Raw genomic sequence first — 15,636 nt, forward strand, 5'->3', positions numbered from 1 at the left:
ATTTCTTTGCAACCTCAAATCTGTTTTCGATTGACTATCCGCCCGCCAGTTGATGAGATCTGAACAAATGATCAATCTCTAGCACTAAAGCCCTATGGCTCTTTGAAAAACCCCTCTCTTTTTCCAGAAAATCCCGGCACCTTTGAAGCAGCCGAATAAGGTCATCCGGGTTAGGTCCTGGTTTATCGTCGAAGCTGTGGGCATTCCAGCCCTCCTCCACCGTCTTCTCGCAGCCGAAGTGCTCGAAGACTGTTTCCAGGTGAAATCTGGCTTTGGAGTTACAGCAGAGTCCCCAGTCCTCATTAAACTTGCCATAGTAGGAGCAACCGCCGCACTGTTTCTCGATCCACCCGGGCTTACGGCACAGCTCGTTGTACAGATGTGCCGTAAACTGGTTTGAAAAACCGCGTGTTATGATATGGTTTCTGTTAATGTTTATCATTGACCTTGTCCTGCCCGACATTATAAAGAGGTAGGCTTCCAAACATACGCGCCTGTCTTGTCGATATAGCCAAGCCTGTCCTCAAGCCTTACCGCCGCCAGTCCGTTATCGAAGGACCAGGCACAATCAAACTTAAGGTCTATTACTGCCTCCCCGCTTTTGTTTATAAAGCCGTGCCTCCCGCCGACGGCTACGCTTGCCAGACCTTCGTGAAAAGGCCAATAAAAATCAAACTGAGGAGTTATTACAATTTCCCCGCTGGCGTCGATGAAACCTTCCTTGCCGTCAATGGACATGTCCGCCAGTCCTTCAGAGAAAGAACCTACATAAAACGGCAAAGGGGGGATGCTCACTCTGCCTGTACGGTCAATGAACCCATATCCACCCTTAAGAGATACGCGCGCCAGGCCGTCAGAAAAGGATTGCGCGTCCCGATAGTCTGCGGGTATGATTATTTTTCCCGTCTTGTCAATAAACCCCTTCAATGCTCCGATCCTAACGCAGGCCAGACCTTCAGAAAAGTTTCTGGCACGGGTGAACTGCGGATCAATCGCCACCTTGCCGAATCTGTCCAGATATCCCCAGCGACCGTCAATCATCGCAGCGACAAGCCCTTCTGCAAACCATCCCTCAATCCCTCTGTATGTTTCGTATAAAAGCTCAATAACAAATGTGCCTGTTTGATCAATGTAACCATGCTTGCCGCCGATCTCTACGCACGCACGACCTTCATTGAACTCATAAGCGTCATCAAATTGTGGTTCAATAACCATTTGTCCCATCCGGTCTATGTATCCCCATTTATTGTTAACCTGGACTCCAGCTAACCCTTCGCTGAAATCCCATGCGCGGTCAAATTGAGGTTCAATCACCAGGTTGCCGTTCCGGTCTATGAAACCGGTCTGGCCATCGACCCCGACCGCGAATAAAGGGTCTGCTCTCTCGCCATTTGTGTATAACCTGTTAGAATCTTCGGCAATGGCGCCGAATACCGTTGTGTGGGCCAAGGCCATACCCGTTCCTATCAAGCCTTTTAAGAAGTCTCTCCTGTCCAGCATAATGTAACCTCCTTTGACACCAGCGTTCTGCGAATCTCTGCACAGCATACCTGTTATTATAATACACAGGGTGGGACAGATAGCGTCCGACCTCTCTGCTACCACAGCCCGGCCTTGTGAAATTCTTCGCCGTCTTTCGGAATAGGCCGGTCTTCAGGCCAGCCCTCCATTTCCAGGTCCTGGCGGATGTGTATTTCTGCCGCAAGAGCGGCCCGATCGCCCCATAAACGCCTGACTTCTTCTATTCCCTGGCGATGGTGACGCAAATGCCGGTGCCGGGTGCCCCAGGGCGGCTTCAGGAAAAACTCATCCAGCCAGAGATGTACCTTGGGAAAGGGTTCCCCCAGAATTTCTTTGCACCGTTGACAATGTTCCTCGAAAGAAGCCATACCGGTCAGTTCCTCAAATGTAGTTACTTTTATGGCTGTTTTGGTCACAGGCAAAGGGTCTCATCGGCGAGCCTTTTAATCTGGTTGTAGTGCGGGTATTTCCCGGCCTGGGTCATGGCGACTATAGTGATGTTCATATTTCTAGCCAAAGTCTTGAGGTATCCGACTGTCTGCATAACTTCCTCAGACCCGGCCATAGGCCCCAGCGCTTGAAGATAATCAACCAATACCAGCCCAATATCCAGACCATCGAGCCTTTTGATCTCGCAGATTACATGCCGGATTTGAGCAACCTCGATCAAGGCGGCATCGTGTACATAGAGAGGACTCTCTGCCAGACCCCCCGCACTTGTCGCTATCCGGCCCCAATCAGACCCGGTCGAACTGTGATGCCCTGTCCCCTGGACTCCTGACATATAAGCCAGAAGTTCAAGGCTGAGATCTTCTTTTGCGATAGACGGGCTTAAATATGCCGTCGGGATTTTCTTCTCTATAGTAAGCTCTCTCATGGCGCTGTACGCAAATCTACTTTGCTCCACCTCGGAGCGACTACCGACCAGGACAACATAGCCTTTCTTGAACCACGTTGCAGTTCCTGTCTTATACGGCAGCGACTGACGTTCATCTCCTGCAAATACCCTGCTTATCGCTCCCAGCCCATCACCGATTAGGGTCACGAAAACACTAGCTCCCATAGTAACCTTAATGAAGTCTCTTCTGGTCAACATCTGAACCTCCGGTTCTGCATGAAGTAGGCAAATAAGAGCACGGCCCAATATAGACCCGGTCAATATCTCCGATGGACGCCGGCTAGAGCCGATCACACAAATGTAGCTAACGGTCGGTGGCCATTCACCGAACTGACTTCCCAACACGAAGGTGAATTTTGGGGTAATATAACGTGGCGGGTAGGACAAATAGCGTCCGCCTGGGGAAAACGTGGAGGTTATAACCTCAGGTTTGCAGGTTCATTTAAATGCGAGGCTGTTTATCTGAAAATTCCGGTCGCCATATACGCAAAGTAGTTTCTCTGATCACAAATGCAGACTCGGCACATAGGACAAAAATGTCTAAAGAAACAATGGACGAAGGAACCATCCGTAAGATGAGAGCTTGCTTTATCGTATTACGATGCTCGGATTTCTTTTGTTTTGTTTCACTGCATCCGATAAGAGTGTTATATCGTATGCATACATAAGTCATGGGAAGGGGGAGGATGATAAAAATGCCTTGGTTAGCGATTAGAAACTGTGGCCATGCTTTGATACTGAGCGACTGCGGTGAGGACATAAATGCAGATTTCTTAACTGATATGGTACTGGAATTTGCAAAAATTGCTACTCGATTTTATAATGCCGTTTCTGAGTTTCCTTTTGTGTACAAGGAAAAACAAATACGTTCTGTTGTTACTCCTGCATTAATGAATTCAGCAAAGGTTGTATTCGAGGAACAACCGGCATTAAGAAAGGCGAAAGGTATGAAAGGTATATCAAGGCGTAACGGCTGGATTGATTATTGGGTACTAGTCGAAAGGATGACCTATCTCGTGGAACTGAAGTATGCTGGATTTTCATCAGACAGAAACCAGCTGACCGATAAGGCCCAAAACGAATGGAGTACTGCTATAAACCAGCTGAGTATCAGTAAAAAAGAGGCTAATCAACTTGCTTTCGACGGGCAGTTAGCCACTGTGGCACTCCAAATTATGCCTATATGGCAATGCAGGGATGCTGCGGACTCGATAACGATTCCACCAAAGGAAAAAGTTCAGGAATTCTTGACCATGGCCAGAGAACAGCTTACTCCACAACCAAATTGGTCTGCAGTTTGGTACTTGCACGGGAGACTGCAAAACAGTCCACAGCAGTATGATAGAAAGTTTTTTAACTATCCAGGGGTCATGTTCTTCGCCCGACTGGAAAAGAGGGCCTAGTCCGACGGATTAAGGGGGACGTATTTGTCCAAGAAAAGCCTGCGCGCGGAATTAGATGCCTTGGTGTTTGCTAAATTACAATATACTGGTGTGATCAATGGTTGTGAGTCCTGAAATAACCATCTGTTTCCAGTAATAACGCCAAGCGAGTTTTGAAAACCTTTCTTTCCAGAAGAACTCTGCATTTTTCCAATAAGGCAAGAAACTCATGAACATCAAGTGTCAGCTGAAAACTGTGGGGACCTCATCTTCTGTACGATCTTTCCATGGCCAAAATGTCCAAACACTGTTTCCGGACGAAATTTTGCTTTCCGGGTGCAGCACAGGCCATAATTGGCGTTGGATTCGGTATTAAAGGCGCGGACGCCTCACTGCTTTTCGATCCTCCACGCTATCGGCCAGTTTACCGTACAGACCTTGAGTCATTACATCCGCTGATCGAAGTCGCTCTGTTTCATGAAGAAACAACCATGGATACCCCGTGCGGAAGCACGGGGTTCTTTACGATAGTTTCTTAATGGTGTCCAGGACTTTCGTGGAATCTATCTTCATATACCAGTAATCAATAAGCAAACTCTTATTAAGGGCTATCCACTTTTTAACTGCCTCAAGATAAGAAGGTTTTAATGGTCGTTCGGGCTTTGTGCCATCTATGGTAACATTGACTGCTCGTAGTTCATCAACTAAATCAGGATCAGTTGCGACCTTAATACGTGGTTCGGTATTCTTAAAACCAATCTGGTCTAGCCAGACCCTAGTAGGTAAGCCAGTTTGGGCAACCCTTAATCCTAAGAGGAATGTGTTTTGAAAGTCCTCCGTTTCCTCCCGACCCCACTTTTCCATACCCTCAGAATATGGACGCGCTCTAGCCTTAAGCTCTGTTAGATCGATTTTCTTGTTCCAAAAATCTAAAAGAGGCTGCTTGTTGGCTACAATCCAAGCTCGAACCGCATTGAAGATATCTGAGCTGACATTAACACTTACCTTTACATTTTGCTCCCTTTTCAGTTGTGGTTCATCACTAATTGTTATAGATACAAAGTCTTTTTGAGAGAAGTGTTTTTCCTTTAGCGTAATTTTGACCCTGGGTCCGTCTTGCCGATTTTTAACCCCCTTCTGATCTATCCAAACAACTACTGGTAACTTAGTATCCCGTCTTGGAAGATCAGCCATAGCCACTACAGTTTCAACTATACGCATAGCCTGTTCCTTTCTTACCTTAACGAGTCGCTTATTAACCGCCAGTGCCTTATGTGATCCGTGGATTTCCGCATTTTGCATTGGTCCGCAAACTGGTTTCCGAAACTCACAGGTATTATCCGCTGTTCCCGGCCCGCTGTGCGCGTCGGGAACAGCGGAGATAGCGGAAGGCAAAAAACAGTGAAACTCCCCCGGCAGGAGCCGGGGGCATCTTGGCTTACAATGTTAGTTGCAGTTGCCCTTTGTCTTCTTTTTCTTGGTGTTCCACATAGGCGAGAATTTCCTTTTCATCCAAGCCTATGCACGATACACAGTAACCACGGGACCAGATGCCTTCTTTGGCAAAATATATCTTTTGCAGAAAAGGAAATTTCGCCTTAAGCGCTTTTGCTGACCGCGTCTTGAGGTATTGAACTACACGGGCAACTGCATATTTCGGGGGAATCACGACTACCATATGAACGTGATCCTCCTGCACATTGAGCTTAACAACCTCGATATCGGGATCAAGTTCTGGGATGTGAGAGAGCAGCTTCTCCGTGTATTCCTTCACACCCTTAACGAACACTTTCCGCCGATATCGAGGGATCCAGACGAGATGGTATTCCGTCTTATAGATAGCGTGGGCACTCTTTCGAAATTTCATGCCCCATCTTATCAGAAACCCGCTCGTCTGGATAGCCGCTACATCTCCAGACAGGAGTCTGGAGTTTTATGCGGCCGAATAAACCTCCGAGCACTTGTGCGTCACCGCCCGAACCCTATCTTGGGTTTAGGGCTCTCACCCCTGTATTCGACTTCTTTCTCAATGGCCCCGATAATATCGTCGTGACTTACGTCTTTCTCCGACGAAAATCTATATCGCTGCCACACGGCCTTTATGTCTCCCGGGCGTAAGGTTGTTTAGGCCTGTGATAAGGTTTTTTTCTGCTTAGCGGTGGAGGACGTTGAAGAGAATTTATGTAAAGGCATTACTGTTACACCGCTATTACGATGGCATTTAATACATAAGCTTGCCAAATCCCCCCCATCCCCTTTTTCTAAAGGGGGGGTGAGGGGGGATTTAAGCCTTTTCATTATAAAAAAATTCGATAGTCGGTATTCAGCGCTTCTGCGAAAATTTTGGCGTTCTTTTTGCCGATCGGCCTTTTCCCGTTTTCCATTTCACTGATGTGACGCTGTGGAATGTCCGTCATCTCGGCAAGTTTTACCTGCGACATTCCTTCCTTGCCCCGTGCTCCGGCCAGAATACGACCCGGTAATTGTTCATCAGCATATTCCGGGAATGCCGCACGCCAGGGAATGGCATCACCGGGAAAAGACAACTCTGTGAAGCCCAAAGACTTCAATGCATTAACGGCCTTCTTTTTGTGTTTCACTGGCCCGCTAAAACGCAATTCAACGTTTCTGATATGGCGCTTTTTCATGAGTTCCGGCATAAACCACCTCGACTTCATGGAAATATATACCACTATTTAGTATAGGTCAAGAATTTAAATTAACTTTGACAGGGATAAAAGATGATCCACTTATCGGTTGAAGGGTGGCCTTATTAAACCCCTCGTCTTCCGGAATCGGCCAGCCTCCAGCCCCGCCCTTTACATTCTACCGCCCGAACCCTATCTTGGGTTTAGGGCTTTCCCCCCTGTATTCGACTTCTTTCTCAATGGCCCCGAGAATATCGTCGTGACTTACGTCTTTTTCGGACGAAAATCTATACCGCTGCCACACGGCCTTTATGTCTCCCGGAGTGAGGCTGTTTATGCCTATAATACGGTCTTTCTGCTTAGGCATAAGCCTCCCTCGCACTGTCCCGAAATACTTCTGATACAGACTTATCTTGCCTTCTCTGGCTAAGGGCTTGAACTCCACCTTCCACTGAAAGCGCCGCATGGCGGCCTTATCCAGGTTGTAAAGCAGATTGGTGCAGCATATCAGAATGCCCCGGTAATTCTCCATCTGGGTCAAAAGTTCATTTGTCTGGCTCACTTCCCAGGAGCGGTGGGCGCTCTCCCGGTTGATGAAAAAGGAGTCCGCCTCATCCAGAAAGAGCACGGCCTTCTCGCGTTCGGCCTCATCAAAGGCATCGCGTATGTTTTTCTCTGTCTCTCCCACCCACATACTGACGAGTTCAGAGGCCCGCTTTATAATCAGACGCATACCGAGTTCAGCCGCCAGATATTTGACAAACTCGGTCTTTCCCGTGCCGGGCCTGCCCCAGAAAAGGAGATTCAGCGAACCCCTTTCTTCCTGAGCTTTCTCACTATCCCGTCCGGCAAAGGCACGCGCGGCCTGTAACAGCAGATTGATCTCCACATCCACATTAAGAGCGCTTATGTCGTAACGATCCGTCAGTGGATTAAGCGGCCGCTTGAATCCCTGACCTATGAGTTCCTCATGCCTGGTGAGCAACTCTTCCAGCATCCCCCGGACGGCCTTTTCATTTGCGTTTTTCGGCGGCAGGATGGATTTTGCGGCATCCAGGGCAGAGGCGATACCGGCGGCATTGACCTCGTACTTTGCCGCCAGTTTGCGGATAACATCTCCGGTGAGAAACCGCCTTAAGGGATGCTTTGCTGTGAGATTGATCCAGACATTCTCCCTCTCACGGCCGGTAAACTTTTTAAAGTGGAGGCTATACGAGAAACGTCTTAGAAGGGACGTCTCCATAAAACGCCTCTCGTTCGTAATCCAGATAACCCTTGCCCTGACGTGATCAAAGAAATCATTCAGCCAGCCCTTTTCCACGGTATCACGGGTCGTTAGGAACATATACCGGGTATTGAGGAGTGTATCCGCCTCATCCACGATCAGCACGCCCCGGTCCGGCAGCACTGTCGCCGTAGCCGCATGCAGGGCCAGCCGTCTGTCAGAAACATCGCCGTCTTCTCCATACTGGACAAAAAAGGCCTGTTTTCTGCAGCCAGCAACCACTGCCCTGGCAAATTCCGTTTTTCCGGTTCCTGCCTCTCCATAAAGCAGGATATGGCACGGCTTGGTAGAAGAGAGAAGCGAACGTATGATATTTATCCTGGGTTCGGATATATTAAAGCTCCCGATAGGATACGTGGTCCCCGTATCCTTCCGGCAGTATTTTTCGGCCAGAGGCACGTCCGTCATGCCGGACAGATATTCGACAATCTCATTAGATAATGAATAGTACGGGGCATGTTTTACGCTGGTATCCTCAATCACCCCGGCCTGGATGAGTCTGCCTTTCCTTCCCAGCGCCTTAGTCACCCTCGTGAGCGGGATGCCTGTGACGGCAGAGATAAACTTAAGGTACTCAGGCAGTTTGTAGCCATCGCAAAGATTGTCAAAGGCCTCATACTGTGTATAGCAATAAAGAAGAAAAAGTATCTCGGTCTCATCTTCGTTGAGTTGGAACAGGCTCTTGAGATTCGAGACCTCCCTTGCAAAGAGATCGCCGGCAAGGTCCCCGGCGGTTCCATGTTCGTCGTCCCACAACCGGCCAAGAAATTTCTCCAAATTCCCTTCCTTGATTTTTATCTTATGGCTATCTACGTCCCTGATAATATAGGGTGCCAGGCTGCCCGCCTCGGACAAATCTTCGATACGTTCCTCGTACAAATCTGAGTGGCCTCTTGTGCACTTTTCTATATACAGGTATTCCACGAGACTGCGCCTTGCCTCTATGCTGAGCAGAGAGAGCACAAACTCCAGGAATCTCGCTGTAAGGTTATGCCTCCCCAGCAACCTGCCGGCGTATCCAATCAACTTGGCCCGGACGGGGAACCCCGATTCTATCCCGTTTTCTATTTTGATCATTGCGTCTTCTCCTGACGCCCTTCTTCTCCTGCGTCGCATAAAACGCACCTCCCCAAGTTTATTTTTTGGGCTAATATAACCGATGAGGTAGGACAGATAGTGTCTTATCAAAAAATTTTTGGGGAGGAGTGCAATCAATGACCAAATTTAAACCTCAGCACCAGAGATTACTCTTTATTGACGCGGAGGTCCGCAAAGGGGCGTATCCGAATTGCAGCACCCTGGCGGAGAGATGGGAGACGAGCACCAAGACCATTCAGAGGGACATAGACTATCTCAAATGGCAGATGGAAGCGCCTATAGCCTACGAACCGGCCAGGCGCGGTTATTACTACACGGAGAAGACTTACCGGCTGCCCGCCATAGACATAAATGAGAGCGACCTCTTTGCCATATACATCGCGGAAAAGGCGCTCAAGCAATACGAAAATACCCCGATATACCGGAAGCTCGTCTCGGTATTCGAGAAGATAGAAAATCTGCTGCCGGGAAAGGTCTCTATCCGTCCCGCCTGGGTTGACAACCGGTTCTCGGTCTTCTGCGACCAGATGACGAGGATCGATCCGGCCATCTGGGACACCGTGTTTACCGCACTCCGGGAACAAAGGGGCCTTAAGATACATCACCGCGCTCCGGGGTATGAGAAACCCCTGCCGCGGGAAATCGATCCTTATCATGTGGTAAGCTATCAGGGCGAATGGTATGTGGTTGGCTTCTGCCATTACAAGGAGGAGGTGCGCACCTTCGGTATGTCGCGTATCAAAAAGGCGGACATACTTGAGCGGCAGTTTGAAATCCCTACGGGCTTTGATTTTGAAAAACTCGCCGGAAGCCACTTCGGCATAATCTGGGGAGATACAGAGTATAAGGTCAGGATTTGGTTCTCGGCCGACCATGCGCCTTACGTCAAGGAAAGGGACTGGCATCCCACGCAGACCATCAGGGAAAATAAAGACGGCAGCATTGTCCTCTCTTTTAAAACCAACCACCTCTTTGAGGTGAAACGCTGGGCGCTCTCCTGGGGCGCCGGGGCCAGGGTGCTGGGGCCGAAGGAGTTGGTAGAGGAGATGAAGGGGGAGATTGGGTCTGCTGCGAGATATTACAAGTAAGCGCAGGACCTTTTTTGTGGGGGTCTCGGTAGAGACGTTTAGGGCACTGTATGCAGGAAAAATCCCGGCCTTAGTTATTGAGGCACGTCCTTCATGTCCTCCAGGATTTCCTGAATCACTTTTCTCTTTCCCGGTGATAGGGCCTTGTCCTGCAGGGCCTGTTTCAGGTGGGTTACAGCGCTCTGGTGTTCGCCTGTCAATTTATAGTACATCCCCAGATTATACTGGGCCAGGCCGTTTTCCTTTCGCCCTCCATAGATGAGGCCGAGATGATAATAAGACTCCGCATAATCCGGGAAGTCCTGCCCGATCCTTTCCAGGCTGCGCACGGCCTCTTCGACCTGCCCCAGCTCTTTATATGTCCTGGCCAGATATAGCCGGAATCGGGCCACGGCCGGATCATCTTCCACGGACTGTTTAAGGAGGACCAGTGCCTCCGATAGCCTGCCCTCAGCAAAGGCGTTGATGCCTCTTTCGCCTTGCAGGACGGATCCGGAGACTCCCAGAGAAGCGGCCCGGTCGAGGTAGCGGTTGGCCTGTCCGTATTGCTTTTCAGCCTGGTAAGTAAGGGCTATGCCGTAGTAGCAATAGGAATCTTCAGGATTTTTCTTGAGTTCAGCCTCCCATTTTTCCCGAAGTTGGGCCGGGCTTTTCATAGCCAGGGAGAGGTACACCTGACAGCGGCGGAGTTCTGCCGTATCTTCTTTTACCATAGGAGTCGGTCGGGCCAGGATAAGGTCTTCCAGATAGCCGATGCGTTCTTCCAGGGCCGGATGGGTAGTCATATACGATGGAATAGCGGGGGAACCCAGAAAGCGATAACGCCGGATCTTTTTAAAGGTGCTTATCATACCCCGCACGTCGTAACCCGCACTCTGAACCCACTTGAAGCCCATGCGGTCCGCCTCTTCCTCATCTTCGCGGCTGTATTTCAGGGAAAGGGCGCTCGTCGTAGCCAATGCCCCGCTGGCCACGGCCTCTGCCGCCTTGCCGCCCCCCCCTAAAAAGACACCGGCCAGGACTCCGACCATGGTGATAATGCTTAATTTCTGCGTGCGCTCTATCCGGCGGGCGATGTGCCGGGCCACTACGTGAGCGATTTCATGGGCCAGAATACCGGCCAACTCACTCTCGTCATCCATGGCCTCCAGCATGCCGCTGTGGACAAAGACCAGGCCCGAAGGCGCGGCAAAGGCATTTAATGCCTCATCGCGAATGACATAAAACTTATAATCAAAGAACTGCGGCCCGGCCTGCGCCAATATCTTTCGCCCCACTCTTTCTACGTAAGATACCACGTCCGGGTCGGAGATTAATGGCAGCTGCGATTCTACCATCAGCAGAAATTTTTTTCCCAGGGCCCTCTCTTCGTCAGGAGAGAAACCGGCTGCATTAAAAACCCCGGCATTGGCTGCGGCCGGCCACATAAGCGATTCCAGGATTAATGCTAAGACTGTGAGTATGGTAATAATGCGCAAAATGCGGCTCTTCTTTAAGGGTCTTCGCGTAATCGAGTGGGTAATTTTTTACTCTTCTCTATTCCCCTCTTTGGAAAAGAGGGGTTAGGGGAGATTTTATAAATCATAACTGTTTTAGGCTGTTATTATACGAAAGCATAGTTACTATCAAGCGTTTTCAAATCCCCCCTCGTCCCCCCTTTACTAAAGGGGGGGATAATAAGGAGCATGCCTTATTTTAAGAGGAATTTACCCACACTCTTTCACGATGAGCCTTCTTTTAGACAAGACCTTCAGCTATCAGCGGTCAGTGATCAGCCTTCCAGTTACGGGTTTCGGGTCAAAAACTCGCAACCCGAACCCCTCGTTCTTATTCACCACTCATCGCTTCTTGTAATGTTTCTTGATCGCCAAACACCGGCTATCCGGAGGCGAACAATGGCGTCCCGGTCATTTCCTCAGGAACAGGCAGCCCCTGAATGCTGAGAATAGTCGGTGCAATATCGGCCAGGATACCCCGGCGAAGGTTTTGCCCTGTCTTCTGCCCGTCGATAAGTATGAACGGCACCAGATTGGCGGTGTGGGCGGTATGCGGGCTTCCGTTTCCAGGATCGATCATCTCTTCGGCATTGCCATGATCCGCCGTGATAATCACCGCCCCGCCGCTTTCCTCCAAAAATGTGTTGACTACTTTTCCGAGGCAGAGATCAACCGCTTCACAGGCCCGGATGGCGGCCTTCAGTATGCCGGTATGTCCTACCATGTCCGGGTTGGCATAATTGAGTACAATTAAATCGTATTCTCCGGTCTTGATGCGCCTTATGACCTCTTCTGTTACCTGATGGGCGCTCATCTCCGGTTTAAAATCGTATGTAGGCACCTCTTTGGGAGAGGGAACAAGGCACCGGTCTTCGTTCTTAAACGGAGTCTCTTCCCCGCCGTTAAAAAAGTAGGTGACATGGGCATATTTTTCCGTCTCGGCTATGCGAAGCTGTCTAAGGCCATGCCGGCTTATTTCTTCGCCGAGAATGTGGAACAGGTGTTGTGGCGGGAAGGCCACGGGAAGATGAAAATGGGCATCGTATTCGGTCATGGTCACATAGCCGGCCAGTTTGGGCCTGGCTTGCACATCAAAGGCCGAAAATCCCTCCTGGGTGAAGGCGCGGGTGATTTCCCTGGCCCGGTCGGCCCGAAAGTTGAAGAATATCACCCCGTCTCCCTCGCTGATGCGCGGGAGGGGATTCCCAGCATCGGCTATCACAATAGGGAGGATAAACTCATCTGTCTCGCCCCGCTCATACGCCTCCGATACCGCCTGTACGGGATCATAGGACATGGCGCCTTCGCCCCTGACCAGGGCCCGATAGGCCTTCTCCACGCGCTCCCAGCGATTGTCCCGGTCCATGGCATAGTACCGGCCGCAGATAGTGGCTATCTTACCTACTCCTGTGCGGGAAAGAAAGTCTGTTACCCGGCCTATGTAGTCCTTACCGCTTTGGGGCGGGGTATCGCGGCCGTCCATGAAGGCATGTATATAAACGTCCTTCAGCCCGTGTCTTTTGGCCATTTCTATCAGGGCAAAAAGATGCGGCAGATCGCTGTGCACCCCCCCGTCAGAGACCAGGCCCAACAGATGCAAGGCCCCGGCATTTTTGCCCACTTTATCCATAAGGGTAATAAAAGTCTCAACCTTAAAGAAATCACCGGACCTTATGGCCCGGTTGATGCGTGTCAGCTCTTGATAAACGATGCGGCCTGCGCCGATATTCAGGTGTCCTACCTCCGAGTTTCCCATCTGGCCTTCCGGCAATCCCACGGCCTCGCCGGAAGCCTCAAGGAATGTAAGGGGGTGCCTCCTTGACCAGTCATCCATGTTTGGCGTCCTGGCCAGATAGATGGCGTTGCCTTCTGTATGTTTGCTGTAGCCCCACCCGTCCAGGATTATCAGCAAGACCGGCCGCGGCCTCATTTTGACTCCTTTAGTCCTACGATTTTGGCCTCACTCCAGAGGCTTTCCAGGTCATAAAACTCCCTGATGGGGGCATAAAACACATGTATGACCACGTCATTATAGTCCATGAGCACCCACTGGCCCGTGCCCAGGCCTTCAATGCCCTTGGGATAAATCTTCTGAGGACGGAGAGATTCTTCAATGGCCTGCACAATGCCCTGGACATGACGCGTGGAATGGCCGCTGCAGATTATAAAATAATCGGAAAAAGAGGATACGGCGCGGACGTCCAGAATCTGTAAATCCTCCGCCTTCTTGTCCAGGGCCGCCCGGGCACAGATCAGGGCCTTTTCTTTTGAGGCCATAGGGAGTTTTTTTTGCTTCTTACTTAGCATAAAGCCTTTCCTGATAAATGTATTTTTCTACTGCCGGGGGCGCCAGGAAACGAATGGAGTGTCCTTCTGCAACTGCCCGGCGGACAGCCGTAGATGAGATGCCAAAGAGTGTTGTTTTCCTATAAAAGACAGAATATTGTCCGGTGAGGAGATATTCTTTCCTGTTATCATCATAAGTATAACCGGGGAAATACTGATCCAGAACCGCTTCTAGTTCTGCCTTGCTGTAACCCGGCCTGTCCACCACTACAAAATTAGCATAGGATGGGAGTTGCCTGTATTCCTTCCACGTGGGCAGTTCAACAAAGGCGTCCAGGCCGATGATAAAGTAAAATCCTGTACCTGGCTCAAATGCGGCATGAAGACGGCGTAAGGTCTCTATCGAATAGGAATGACCCGGTATCTCCTTTTCGATATCCGAGACCAAAAAATGATCAACACCATCTATGGCCAATTGAACCATCTTGATCCGGTGGGCAAACGAGGTTATCCTCCCGGCGGTCTTATGCGGAGGCGTGGCAGTAGGAAGAAAAAAAACCCTCTCTAAGTCCAGAGATTCATAGACCTCTTCTGCCACCCGCAGGTGGCCATAATGAATGGGGTCAAAGGCCCCTCCGAATATCCCGATCCGCATCTAAGTCCGAACCTGGCCATCTCCAAAGACAATGAATTTTGTGCCGGTCAACTCTTCCAGGCCCATCGGCCCAAAGGCATGCAGTTTAGAGGTGCTGATGCCTATTTCCGCCCCGAGCCCCAGCTGTCCGCCGTCGTTAAAGCGGGTCGAGGCATTGACCAGGACTACGGATGAATCTACATCGTTTAAAAACTTCCTGGCCCGGCCATAGTCCGAGGTTATTATGGCCTCGGTATGATTGGAGCCGTAACGGGCGATGTGCCGTATGGCCTCATCCATGTCCTTTACTACCCGGACGGCCAGTATCAAATCCAGATACTCGGCCGGCCAATCCTCTTCCGTAGCAGGGACGGCCTGGGGCAATATCTTGCGGGTCTTTGGACAGCCGCGCAGCTCAACCCCGGCCTTAGCAAAGTCCCCGGCCATGGCCGGGAGAAAGTCCCGGGTTATTTTTTCATGGACCAGCATGGTCTCCATGGCGTTACAAACCCCGGGCCTCTGCACCTTGGCATTGTAGCATACTCGTCTGGCTATTTCGATGTCCGCACTCTCATCCACGAATATGTGACAGACGCCCTTGTAGTGTTTAAGCACCGGGATGCGGGAATTTTCAGCCACAAACCGAATAAGACTTTCACCGCCGCGTGGAATTATCAGATCAATATGTTCTTCCAGCAGCAGCATCTCTTTTACGGCCTCCCGGTCGGTGACCGGTATTACCTGAATAGCCTCCCCGGGGACTTTAAAATTCCCCAGCGACTTCTGTGACACCCCGGCCAGGACCAGATTGGAATGAATAGCCTCCGAACCACCCCGCAGCAGGATGGCATTTCCTGCCTTCAGGCAAAGCGCCGCCGCATCTACAGTAACGTTCGGTCTGGATTCATAGATCATACCTATCACGCCCAGGGGTATGCGCATCCGTCCCACCTGAAGCCCGTTGGGGCGCCTCCACATCCTGAGCACCTCCCCGACCGGGTCCGGCAAGGCGGCCACTTCCGCCAAGCCGTCGGCCATGGCCTTTATGACCTTGTTTGTTAAGTTCAGACGGTCGACAAAGGCGGCGGAAAGCCCTTTTTTCTTTGCCGCCCGGAGGTCCTTTTCGTTGGCTTTTTGTATCTCTTTGGTTTGTTTTACCAACTCCTCAGCCATAGAGAGAAGGATATTATTTTTGGTATCTGTGGGCAGCTTGGCCACCACCCGGCCGGCATCTCTGGCCGCTTTGGCCATATCCAGCATCAGTTTTTTGATATCCAACGCAGCCTCTCCTTTTTATATA

The 15,636-nt window shown here is 50.4% G+C and carries 16 protein-coding genes; 2 read left to right on the top strand and 14 right to left on the bottom strand.

Translation table 11 applies throughout. The features are described 5' to 3' along the window. Positions 1 to 34 precede the first annotated feature (34 nt). From RDU59_00775 to RDU59_00790, 4 genes are all read right to left on the bottom strand, one after another. The gene (locus RDU59_00775) at positions 35 to 484 is read right to left on the bottom strand and encodes a hypothetical protein (GenBank protein ID MDQ7837016.1); all 450 of its coding nucleotides are present in this window, start codon (positions 482 to 484) and stop codon (positions 35 to 37) included. Further along, positions 463 to 1,500: a WG repeat-containing protein gene (locus RDU59_00780; GenBank protein MDQ7837017.1), complete on the bottom strand. Its 1,038-nt coding sequence runs from the start codon at positions 1,498 to 1,500 to the stop codon at positions 463 to 465. Before RDU59_00780 ends, RDU59_00775 begins: the two co-directional genes overlap by 22 nt. A 98-nt stretch (positions 1,501 to 1,598) precedes the next feature. Continuing rightward, positions 1,599 to 1,937, bottom strand: coding sequence for a hypothetical protein (locus RDU59_00785; GenBank protein ID MDQ7837018.1), 339 nt, complete (start codon positions 1,935 to 1,937; stop codon positions 1,599 to 1,601). Beyond that, a complete protein-coding gene (locus tag RDU59_00790; GenBank protein ID MDQ7837019.1) occupies positions 1,934 to 2,617 on the bottom strand; it encodes a DnaB-like helicase C-terminal domain-containing protein in 684 nt (227 codons plus the stop codon). The genes RDU59_00785 and RDU59_00790 overlap by 4 nt, the downstream gene beginning before the upstream one ends. Positions 2,618 to 3,114: 497 nt before the next feature. Here RDU59_00790 and RDU59_00795 point away from each other — a divergent pair, with 497 nt between their 5' ends. Beyond that, the gene (locus RDU59_00795) at positions 3,115 to 3,822 is read left to right on the top strand and encodes a hypothetical protein (GenBank protein ID MDQ7837020.1); all 708 of its coding nucleotides are present in this window, start codon (positions 3,115 to 3,117) and stop codon (positions 3,820 to 3,822) included. A 501-nt stretch (positions 3,823 to 4,323) separates the two neighbouring features. Here RDU59_00795 and RDU59_00800 read toward each other — a convergent pair. The 5 genes from RDU59_00800 to RDU59_00820 all read right to left on the bottom strand — a co-directional run bounded on the left by RDU59_00800 (position 4,324) and on the right by RDU59_00820 (position 8,811). Continuing rightward, positions 4,324 to 5,196: a hypothetical protein gene (locus RDU59_00800; GenBank protein ID MDQ7837021.1), complete on the bottom strand. Its 873-nt coding sequence runs from the start codon at positions 5,194 to 5,196 to the stop codon at positions 4,324 to 4,326. 43 nt (positions 5,197 to 5,239) lie between these two features. After that, the gene (tnpA, locus tag RDU59_00805; GenBank protein MDQ7837022.1) at positions 5,240 to 5,668 is read right to left on the bottom strand and encodes an IS200/IS605 family transposase; all 429 of its coding nucleotides are present in this window, start codon (positions 5,666 to 5,668) and stop codon (positions 5,240 to 5,242) included. A 101-nt stretch (positions 5,669 to 5,769) separates the two neighbouring features. Then, positions 5,770 to 5,895: a hypothetical protein gene (locus RDU59_00810; protein ID MDQ7837023.1), complete on the bottom strand. Its 126-nt coding sequence runs from the start codon at positions 5,893 to 5,895 to the stop codon at positions 5,770 to 5,772. Positions 5,896 to 6,098: 203 nt separating this feature from the next. Beyond that, entirely contained in the window at positions 6,099 to 6,461 is a 363-nt protein-coding gene (locus RDU59_00815; GenBank protein ID MDQ7837024.1) for a helix-turn-helix transcriptional regulator, read from the bottom strand. Between the two features lie 166 nt (positions 6,462 to 6,627). Beyond that, positions 6,628 to 8,811: an AAA family ATPase gene (locus tag RDU59_00820; protein ID MDQ7837025.1), complete on the bottom strand. Its 2,184-nt coding sequence runs from the start codon at positions 8,809 to 8,811 to the stop codon at positions 6,628 to 6,630. A gap of 137 nt (positions 8,812 to 8,948) precedes the next feature. Between RDU59_00820 and RDU59_00825 the strand changes: the two genes are divergently transcribed. Continuing rightward, complete coding sequence (locus RDU59_00825; protein MDQ7837026.1) at positions 8,949 to 9,920, top strand: WYL domain-containing protein; 972 nt, start codon at positions 8,949 to 8,951, stop codon at positions 9,918 to 9,920. A 74-nt stretch (positions 9,921 to 9,994) separates the two neighbouring features. Here the strand turns inward: RDU59_00825 and RDU59_00830 are convergent, their stop codons facing one another. The 5 genes from RDU59_00830 to RDU59_00850 form a co-directional block, all read right to left on the bottom strand. After that, entirely contained in the window at positions 9,995 to 11,398 is a 1,404-nt protein-coding gene (locus RDU59_00830) for a M48 family metalloprotease (protein ID MDQ7837027.1), read from the bottom strand. A 400-nt stretch (positions 11,399 to 11,798) separates the two neighbouring features. Next, on the bottom strand, positions 11,799 to 13,346 hold the full coding sequence (gene gpmI, locus RDU59_00835) for a 2,3-bisphosphoglycerate-independent phosphoglycerate mutase (protein MDQ7837028.1): 1,548 nt from the start codon (positions 13,344 to 13,346) through the stop codon (positions 11,799 to 11,801). Next, a complete protein-coding gene (gene rsfS / locus RDU59_00840) occupies positions 13,343 to 13,723 on the bottom strand; it encodes a ribosome silencing factor (GenBank protein ID MDQ7837029.1) in 381 nt (126 codons plus the stop codon). The genes gpmI and rsfS overlap by 4 nt, the downstream gene beginning before the upstream one ends. Beyond that, entirely contained in the window at positions 13,713 to 14,357 is a 645-nt protein-coding gene (nadD, locus tag RDU59_00845; GenBank protein MDQ7837030.1) for a nicotinate-nucleotide adenylyltransferase, read from the bottom strand. The genes rsfS and nadD overlap by 11 nt, the downstream gene beginning before the upstream one ends. Further along, positions 14,358 to 15,614: a glutamate-5-semialdehyde dehydrogenase gene (locus tag RDU59_00850; protein ID MDQ7837031.1), complete on the bottom strand. Its 1,257-nt coding sequence runs from the start codon at positions 15,612 to 15,614 to the stop codon at positions 14,358 to 14,360. Positions 15,615 to 15,636: the final 22 nt, after the last annotated feature.

Source organism: Thermodesulfobacteriota bacterium, from assembly GCA_031082315.1.
Lineage (GTDB): Bacteria > Desulfobacterota > QYQD01 > QYQD01 > QYQD01 > QYQD01.